The 9485-nt window shown below is 26.7% G+C and carries 8 protein-coding genes; all 8 read left to right on the plus strand.

All coding sequences use genetic code 11. From position 1 onward, the window contains the following. Nucleotides 1–151: 151 nt before the first annotated feature. Entirely contained in the window at nucleotides 152–442 is a 291-nt protein-coding gene (gene cas2 / locus FGK85_RS13445; RefSeq protein WP_138207454.1) for a CRISPR-associated endonuclease Cas2, read from the plus strand. Then, nucleotides 417–1028, plus strand: coding sequence for a CRISPR-associated protein Cas4 (gene cas4, locus FGK85_RS13450; protein WP_138207457.1), 612 nt, complete (start codon nucleotides 417–419; stop codon nucleotides 1026–1028). Before cas2 ends, cas4 begins: the two co-directional genes overlap by 26 nt. A 334-nt stretch (nucleotides 1029–1362) precedes the next feature. After that, a complete protein-coding gene (locus tag FGK85_RS13455) occupies nucleotides 1363–3192 on the plus strand; it encodes a TIGR02556 family CRISPR-associated protein (protein ID WP_138207459.1) in 1830 nt (609 codons plus the stop codon). 152 nt (nucleotides 3193–3344) lie between these two features. Next, nucleotides 3345–4331: a type I-B CRISPR-associated protein Cas7/Csh2 gene (gene cas7b / locus FGK85_RS13460; protein WP_138207461.1), complete on the plus strand. Its 987-nt coding sequence runs from the start codon at nucleotides 3345–3347 to the stop codon at nucleotides 4329–4331. 5 nt (nucleotides 4332–4336) lie between these two features. Continuing rightward, the gene (gene cas5b / locus FGK85_RS13465) at nucleotides 4337–5041 is read left to right on the plus strand and encodes a type I-B CRISPR-associated protein Cas5b (RefSeq protein WP_138207463.1); all 705 of its coding nucleotides are present in this window, start codon (nucleotides 4337–4339) and stop codon (nucleotides 5039–5041) included. Next, nucleotides 5028–7370 carry a CRISPR-associated helicase Cas3' gene (gene cas3, locus FGK85_RS13470; protein WP_138207465.1) on the plus strand — a complete coding sequence of 781 codons (2343 nt, stop codon included), beginning with the start codon at nucleotides 5028–5030 and terminating at the stop codon, nucleotides 7368–7370. The genes cas5b and cas3 overlap by 14 nt, the downstream gene beginning before the upstream one ends. Before the next feature lie 113 nt (nucleotides 7371–7483). Continuing rightward, the gene (locus FGK85_RS13475) at nucleotides 7484–8134 is read left to right on the plus strand and encodes a CRISPR-associated endonuclease Cas6 (protein ID WP_138207467.1); all 651 of its coding nucleotides are present in this window, start codon (nucleotides 7484–7486) and stop codon (nucleotides 8132–8134) included. Between the two features lie 589 nt (nucleotides 8135–8723). Then, nucleotides 8724–8978: a helix-turn-helix domain-containing protein gene (locus FGK85_RS13480; protein WP_138207469.1), complete on the plus strand. Its 255-nt coding sequence runs from the start codon at nucleotides 8724–8726 to the stop codon at nucleotides 8976–8978. Nucleotides 8979–9485 lie beyond the last annotated feature (507 nt).

Below are 9485 nucleotides of genomic sequence, written 5' to 3' on the forward strand. Positions count from 1 at the left end.
TGTCAAGCAATTTTGGAAAAAATATAAGTTTTTTTTGTTATTTTGTTTAAAATTTTGGGGGGAAGTTAAAATTGACACCCTTCGGGATTGAGATAAATGGAGGCCTAAGGGTTTCCGAATATACTTTATATATTAGAGGAGGTTATCTAAAATGTTGGCATGGGTTTTATATGATATATCAGACAATAAAAGAAGAAATTTGGCAGCTAAATATTGCAAGGATAAAGGATTATATAGGGTACAGAAAAGTGTCTTTCTTGGGGAATTAAATAAAAATGAAAAGGATGAACTGAAAATAATGATGGAGGATACCTTAGATACTTCTACGGATTCCCTTTATATATTTCCTTCCACAAATGAGTTTTTATATGATACGGATATAATAGGTAAAGGGTTTGATAAGGAGTTGGTTGCAAATGACGTTGTGTCAAAATTCCTTTAGTGAAAATGAAGTATATATAACGCCCTCAGATATCATTGAATTTATGTATTGTCCAAGGTTTACATATTTTATGAAATGTCTTGGTATAAGGCAGTATGAAGAAAATAGATATAAAGTTATAAAAGGAAGGAATATACATGAAGATAAAAGCAACCAAAATATAGATTATGTTAGAAAAAAGATAAAAGGCAAAGCCAAATATATAAATGTTTATATGGTATCAAAGAGTTTGAAATTAAAGGGAATTGTAGATGAGCTATACGAACTAGAAGATGGAACAATAGCACCTTTAGATTATAAATTTGCTGAATATAATGATAGAGAGTTTTTAACTTATAAAATGCAAATGGCATTATATTCATTACTAGCAGAGGATATATACAATAAAAAGGTTTCTAAAGTGTTTTTAGTATATTGTAGAAGTAAAAATTTAATAAAAGAAATAGCGTTCGATGATAAATTAAGAAAACAAGCCATGGAGGCAATTGAATTATATAGTAAAGTAATCACAGGATATTATCCTAAAGCTACTAGATATAAATCTAGATGTATAGATTGTTGTTATAAAAATGTATGTGAAAAATAAAAGATATATGGAAAAGTAATGATATTGTAAAAAAGTAATAAATTTATTTAAAAAGGAAATAAATTTTCCTATTGGAATTTTATAATTGAATTAAGGAATAATTTTAAAGACTTTACATCATGAGTAAGGTCTTTAAAATTAGATTAATAATTAATTAGCCTTGTTTTAATGGAATAATGACATATAATTTCTATAGTTCAATACTTATTTTAATATTCTTGTAAGTAAATATTTCCAAAATTAAAAGAGAATATTCATAAATAATAAAAGATTTAAAAATATGTATAAGTTTAAGGTATTAGACAAATAATATCTATTAAAAAGGAGGTGCAACATGGAACAGGTTAGAAATATAGGTGAAATAATATATAAAGAAATGAAACAAAATGGAGTTAGTCTGTTAGAAGGCTTTGTGGAAGATGTTTCGGGAGGTGGTAGATATAATAGTGGGCTAGAAATAATAATAGAAAGCAAGGGCGACGAATTTATTTATAAAGGTATAAACTTAAGGGAATATGATGAATTACTGAAAATGAAATATTTATATAGAAGTGGAGCTTCTAGAGGGACGGATGTAACCCCTACTGCAAAAGTTACAGAGATAAAAAAGACGTTTAAGGGCAAGATTGTTAAGGCTTTTCCAGAGGCAATAGAGTTTAGTGAAATTAAATTTAAGCAGGAATCGGACACATTAAAAGGGATGTATGATTGTATATTAAAAAATTTAGACAGTATTGAAAACGATTTATTGATTAAGGAAAAAGAAATACCTAAAAAAGAGGGACTTTTTATAACAGCAGTTTTACAGGTATATGGAAATAGATTATATGTAGGTGACTTTCAATTATTTAAGGAAAAGATAGTACACGATGCTTTAAAAAAGTTTCATTATAGTAAAACTAACGAAAAAGATGTGTATAAGGATAAAGCAACTTGTAGTTTATGCTTAAATGTTAAAGAGGATATATTTGGACGTGTTAGTGTTTTTCGATTTTTCACTATAGATAAGCCAGGCTATATAAGTAGTGGTTTTGATTATGAAGGGGCTTGGCGTAATTATCCTGTATGTAAGGAATGTGCTATAAAATTAGAACTAGGCAAAACTTATTTAGATAAAAATTTAGTCTTTAGTTTTTATGGAAGAAAATATTACTTAATACCCAAACCAGTATATACTAAGGATTTATCTAAAACATTAAAAAAATATAAACTGTTAAATAGTGATGACGTTATTGAGGTGAAAGAAAAATATTCAGGGATAGAAGAGAAAATTATTAAGTTTCTAGCTAAAGAAGAAAATTCTTTAAGTTATGATTTAATGTTTATAGAAAGTAAAAATGCAGCTCTTAATATTTTACTTAATATTGAGGATGTATCTCCTTCTAGATTTAAAAAGATATATAGTGCATTAAAAGAAATTAGGTATATGGAGTTTTTTGAAGATAAAAAAGTAAGTTTTCAATTATTGAATAATGTATTTCCTAGAGATAAGTATAATAAATATTTTTTAGATGTTATAGATGGAATTATATCGGATAGGAGAGTAGACTATTCTTTTCTAATGAAGTTTTTTGATGAATATATAATAGATGCATTTAAGAGATATGAAAAAGATGAATTTTCTAAAGACAAGGACAGTTACAATACCGCGACTTTTAGAGTATTTTCATTTTTATATTTTTTAAATTACTTAAATTTATTTAGAGTTAAAGAGGGAGGTAGAGAAATGAAGTTAGATAATAAAATATGGAACATAAAAGATTTTTGTAATAGAGAAGCTATGTTTGAAGACTTTTTTAAATGTAGCAATCCTTTCTTTGAGGAAGATGCTAAAAAAGCAGTATTTCTTACAGGGTATTTAACAAGGAAACTTTTAAATATACAGTTTGCTAAGGATGGTAGAAAGCCATTTTTATCTAAACTAAAGGGATTAAAATTAAGTAAAAAAGACATAAAAAGGCTTATACCAGAAATTCAAAATAAGCTATGGGAATATAAGAATGAAGGTTATGGAGAGGAATTTAGCTTAATAAGTAAGTACATGATAACTTCTAATGAATTAAAAAGTATATCTGATTTAGACATACCATTTTATTTCTCTTTAGGTATGAATATGGTTGATAATTTTATCTTTAAAGAAGAAAGAACTAGTAAAGATAAGTAATGGAAAATAAATTTGTGAATATTAACTTTAATATAAATTCGCAAGAATATAGTATTAAATTGATATTAAAAGGCAAGAAATTATTAAAAATCTAGTGAAATAAAAATTAAGTAGGAAGAAGAAGGGAGAGAAAGGCAGAATAGCCGAAATAAATGAAAAGATCAGAGATAATTTTTTTATATGATATTAAGGACAATAATCCTAATGGTGATCCACTTGACATGAATAAACCGAGGATAGATGAAGAAACTGGAATAAATATTGTTACAGAGGTTAGATTGAAAAGAACTGTAAGAGATTATTTAAATGAATATGAAGGTAAGGAGATATTTGTAATAGAGAAAAGGGATGATGAAGATAATGTGCAGGATGCAAAAGGTAGAGCTAGAGATTTTACTCGAAACAAAAATGAAAAATTAAAAGATATGAAAGAATTTCAAAATATCAAAAATGAGATTAGTAATAATATTATAAGCAATTGCATAGATGCAAGACTTTTTGGAGTGACTATACCATTAGAATTTAAAGTTGATAAGAAGAATAAACCAGTGAAAAGTTCTATTACTTTTACAGGACCGGTTCAATTTAATATGGGAAGATCGCTTCATAAGGTTTCATTAAAGAGAATAAAAGGTACAGGAGCTTTTGCCTCTGGAGAAGGAAAGGATAATAAAACTTTTAGAGAAGAATATATATTGCCATATAGTTTGGTAGGCTTTTATGGAATAGTAAATGAACATGCAGCAGAAGAAACAAAGCTTAAGGAAGAAGATGTAGAGCTTTTACAAAAGGCTATTTGGAACGGAACGAAAAACTTAATTTCTAGAAGTAAAGTAGGACAAATGCCAAGACTTCTTGTTAAAGTTAACTACAAAGAAAATAATTTTCATATTGGGGATTTGTTAAGCAAAATAAAATTACAAACAAAGCTTAATGAGGAAGAAGAAATAAGATCAATGAATGACTATGTATTGAGCTTAGATAATCTAGTCAATATATTAGATAAAAATACAGATAAAATAGAAAGTATAGGATACTTGGTGGATGATGAGTTGAAATTTGTGTTAGAAAACAAGAATGTGAATTTTAAGGATGCAATTAGTAAACATAATCCAATAGAAATTAAAATAGAAGGTTAATGAAAATGGAATGTTTAATTTTTGATGTGTACGGAGATTTTGCTCATTACAGAAAATTTTATACTACATCATCACCGCTTACATTTTCTATTCCAACAAGGACATCTTTATGTGGCTTAATATCAGCTATAATCGGAATAGATAAAAGTGAGTATTTAAAGTACTTTTCTAAAAATGAAGCTAAAATAGCCATTAAGATAATAAAACCCGTTAAAAAAATGAGAATGTCTTATAATTTAATAGATACTAAAACTGCAATAGATATGCATATTATAAAAAACAGGACTCAAGTAACTTTTGAGTTATTGAAGGATTGTGGATATAGAATTTATTTTAGTCACAACAATAAAGAAATATTTTCAAAATTAAAGGATTATCTTAAAGATCATAAAACATATTATACTCCTTGTATGGGCCTAAGTCAGTTTATAGCTGATATTAAGTATGTGGGTGCTTATAATGTATGGGAGAAAAATAATGATTCATTTGTTTATATAGATTCGGTAATTCCATTTGATGAAGAAAATTTAAAGGTAGAATTTGAGGATGGAAAGGAATACTTTAAGGATGTATTGCCAAATGAAATGAATCAGGAAAGAGAAGTTAAGGAATATATCAAGGTAATATATGAGAGAAACTGCAAAAATATAAAGTGTAATTTAAATAGATTTTACGAATGTGAAGGGGGAGAAAAAATTGTATTCCTTTAAACTGTATTCTCATGAAAATATATATTTAAAGGATCACTTGAGAAAAGTTGGAGATAGATGTGAAGAAGTATTACTTAAAAAGGACATAAAATTTTCCTATTCTAAAGAGCAGTTGCTTTATGTTGCAAAAGTCATGGGATACACCCATGACTTCGGCAAAGGTACGGAGTTTTTTCAAACATACTTAGAAGACATGTTGAAAAGTGGTAAAAGTGAAGTAAATCAAGAGCTAAGAAGTCATTCTTATTTATCTTCACTAATTACGTATTATCAACTTAGGGATTTTGATGAAAAGCTTGCTTTTATAGCACATACAATAGTTAAAAGGCATCATGGTAACTTAGAGAATATTGATATAGAGTGCACTCATGACGAGGTAGATTTAAAAAAATATAAAAAGAATATAAAAAATCAACTAGAGGGTTTATGCTTAGATGAGTTAAACATTATTATGAAAGAACTTTCTTTAAAAGAAATTAGTAATGAAGGTATTTTAGAGCTTATAGATTGTGTTGAAGATTATTCAGAAGAATACTTAGATATGTTAGAGAGTACTGAAAATGAGTATGAAGAATATGTTTTATACAAAATTTTATTTTCTACGCTAATATATGCAGATAAGGAAGATGCTATATTTCATAAAACAAAAGATATATCCTATGACGTACCTTATGATATAGTAGATAAATATAAACTCCAAAAATATGGTAGACCTAAGAAGGAGTTAGATGCTGTGAGAAACGAAATATATAATGATGTTATAAATAACATAGAAAATTATAGCAGCAAGATAATGTCAATAACTGTTCCTACAGGTACTGGAAAAACATTGACCTCTTTTTCAGCAGCGCTACACTTAAAAGAAAAGTTAAATAAAGATATGAAGATAATATATTGTCTTCCTTTTACATCTATAATTGATCAAAATTATGATGTTTATAAGGGAATAATAGAAGAGATTATGGGAAAAGACAAATCAACCAATGAAAGACTGCTTAAACATCATTATTTAACAGAAAAAAAATATGTGTCGGAAGAAGAATATTATAAAATAAATGAAAGTAAGTTTTTAGTTGAAAATTGGAATTCACAAATAGTAGTTACTACCTTTATGCAAGTATTTAACACTATATTCTCTAGCTATAATAAGGAATGCGTAAAATATAATAATATAGCTAATTCAATAATTCTTTTAGATGAAGTTCAATCAATACCGCATAAGTATTGGAGAGTTATAAACTCCCTATTTAAGGAAATGGCAGAAAAGCTAAATGTATATTTTATATTAATAACTGCTACTCAACCACTTATATTTGGAAAGGATGAAATAAAAGAGTTGGTTCCTAATAATGAAAAGTATTTTGAGAAGTTTAAAAGAACAAAACTTATAGTTGAACCTGAGAAAATTCAATTCAATAGCTTTTTGGCAAGAATTGAAGAAATGATATTGCATAATTGTGATAAAAACATACTTATAATATTAAATACTGTGAGAAATGCACAAAATACTTATAATTTTATAAAAGATATGGAAATAGAAGATGCTGAAATGTATTTCTTATCTACAGGCATTGTACCTGTGGTGAGAAAGAAAAGAATAGATTCTATTAAAGAGCGTAATGGTAAAAGAAAGATAGTAGTTAGTACTCAGCTTATTGAAGCAGGGGTAGATATAGATATGGATATAGTTGTAAGGGAATTAGCTCCTTTGGATTCTATAAATCAAAGTGCAGGTAGGGCTAATAGAGAATACAGGGAAGAGTATTTGGGAAATGTATATATTTTTGATATAGTTAACCATAAAGATGTGTCTTTTTCCACTTACATATATGATGGATTATTAATAGATAAAACCAAGGAAGTATTGAATAAATATTATAATGAAGAATACATTATATATGAAGAAAAATATCAAAACTTGAATAAAGATTATTTTTCATTAGTAAATGAAAATATGAGTGGTGCAGATAGTAAAAAGCTAATAGGATACATTGAAAATTTAAACTTTAAGGATATAAAAGAAGGAAAAAATGCATTTAGACTTATAGAAGCTAGTGATAAAGTATCAGTATTTATTGAGTTAGATAATAAGGCAAAGGATACTTATAGACAATGGCAGGATATAAGAAATGAAAAAGATCCTTCTAAAAGAATGGAATTGTTTGAAGGTATAAAAGGTGATTTTTATTCTTATGTAATAACTGTGTACAAAAATAAAGTTAGGGAAAACAAAGATGAAAATATAGTATATATACCTATGGCAGAGCTTAGTAGTTCTTATGATGAGGAAACAGGATATGTGCTAGGGGATAAGGATGTTATATTATAATGATTTGTAAAGTAACACTTAAGTTATAAGTGAAGGTAATTTTAGTAAATAGAATAAGTAAAATTAATAATGATATAAATAAGCACATTATATATTAAGGGGAAGTGATTTAATTGAAAATTGATGTTTTTAAACTATTGTTTTCAGATTTGCATTTAGAACCAAGAAAGATACCTAAAATTAGAGGTTATATAGCAAATAGATTTAAAGAATATGATATATTACACAATCATGATGATAATAAGTACTTGTATAGGTATCCACTAGTCCAATATAAAATTGTAAATGAAGCACCAGCATTAATAGGAATAAGTGAAGGAATAAGAGTTTTAGAAACTATAGAAAATGAAATAAGAACTATGAGTTTAGATGGAGAAAAAATAGAACTTTATGAAAAACAGATGTACTTTAATGTTGAGCAGTTTGGGTGTGCAGATGAACTTTTAAGGTATAATTTTATTTCCCCTTGGATGTGTTTAAATGAAAAAAACTATAAAATTTATCTAAATTCCAGTGATGAAGAAAAGAAAAAATTATTAAATAAAATTTTAATAGGCAATATATTATCCATGAGTAAGGGGTTAGGATATACAGTTGACAAGGAATTAAAAACTTATGTGGAAGTTACTCCCTGTCAAATAAATTTTAAAAATAAAACTATGTTAGGATTTAAAGGACACTTCATTATAAACTTTAAAATTCCAGATTACTTAGGCATAGGAAAATCTGTTTCTAGAGGATTTGGAATGGTCAAAATCTGCTAATGGGAGTAATATATTTATGATTGTACATGATTTTTAGAATACGCTTCACTAAAATAAGAGTTGAAAGAATACATCCTATTGTTAAGGTTCCACAGACTTTTGGTTTTCCATAAAAATAAGGGTTGAAGGGAGTAACTAAGAGGAATTGAAACTTTTTTATACTTTGTATTTTAGGCAGAATCCAGAAAAACAAGGATTGAAATCATCTTACATAATGTTTATAAAGTGGTTAAATTAAAAGTTATATAATCAAATTGTAACCGAAATGAAAATGAACTATCTTAAAGTATTTTTGAGATAGTTCATTTTTAACTAAGTAATCCCATTTTATCCTTATTTTAATGGAACATATAAATAACAATTAGGGTTCAATCCTTATTTTATGGGATATAAATAGTATAACATAAACAGGGAGAAATATGTGAATTTTAAGTAGTATTTAAAAAATTATGTTCATGGAGGATAATGGTTGAATAAAAAGCGATTTAAAGCACAATATAGTAATGACATATAAATAACCATTAGTAAATATTAGATTTGATTTGTAATAATAAAATAAAATAATCACAAGATATGAGGAGGAAGTTAAATGAAAGAATATTATGAAGAGAACTTTAAAAAACAAATAGTATGCTTATACAGCAATGGCGAAACATTAGCAGATATTAATAGAAGATATGGTATTGCAAAATCAACAGTTAAAGAATGGGTTAAAAGGTATAATAAATGTTCACTTATAGGTGAGGAAGAAAAAGAATTAATTGTACTGAGAAAAAAAGTAAGACAGCTTCAAATAGATAATGATATTTTAAAGCAAGCAGCGTTAATACTAATCAAAATGTAGTAAAAGATAGATAATAATGTCATGATAAAGGCCAATATGCAGAGCTTATACTAATGATGAATTTAGTAGGTAAAAAACCTGCAAAAGCAATATAAAAGTAGAATTAAAAATATAATGAAATAAATTGGATACTGCAAATAGGTATTTTTATTAAAAGGTTTCAAGTATTTTTCGTGTAGCGTAATGTTTTTGCTAAGCAATATGCTAAGACATGGAAAAATAAATGCCGTTATTAGAAGGGATAGTGGAAAGCTAAGATCATTATTAGTGGCAAGAATACTATCACCAAAAGACAAGAAATAAAATGATTAATTTTGGTATGGGGGTACAACAGATTAACTCTACTACTATTAATCCACTATGTTTAGTAACTAAATATATAACTTAACTTCTTTAATTTTAAAAGCTAAAAATCCATTTATAGATAAATATTTATATATATGAATATTATTACATTGGTAATACTTATAGTTATCCTATAAATAACTAACAAATTTTTCTAACAGG

This window comes from Haloimpatiens lingqiaonensis, from assembly GCF_901447495.1.
GTDB lineage: Bacteria > Bacillota > Clostridia > Clostridiales > Clostridiaceae > Haloimpatiens > Haloimpatiens lingqiaonensis.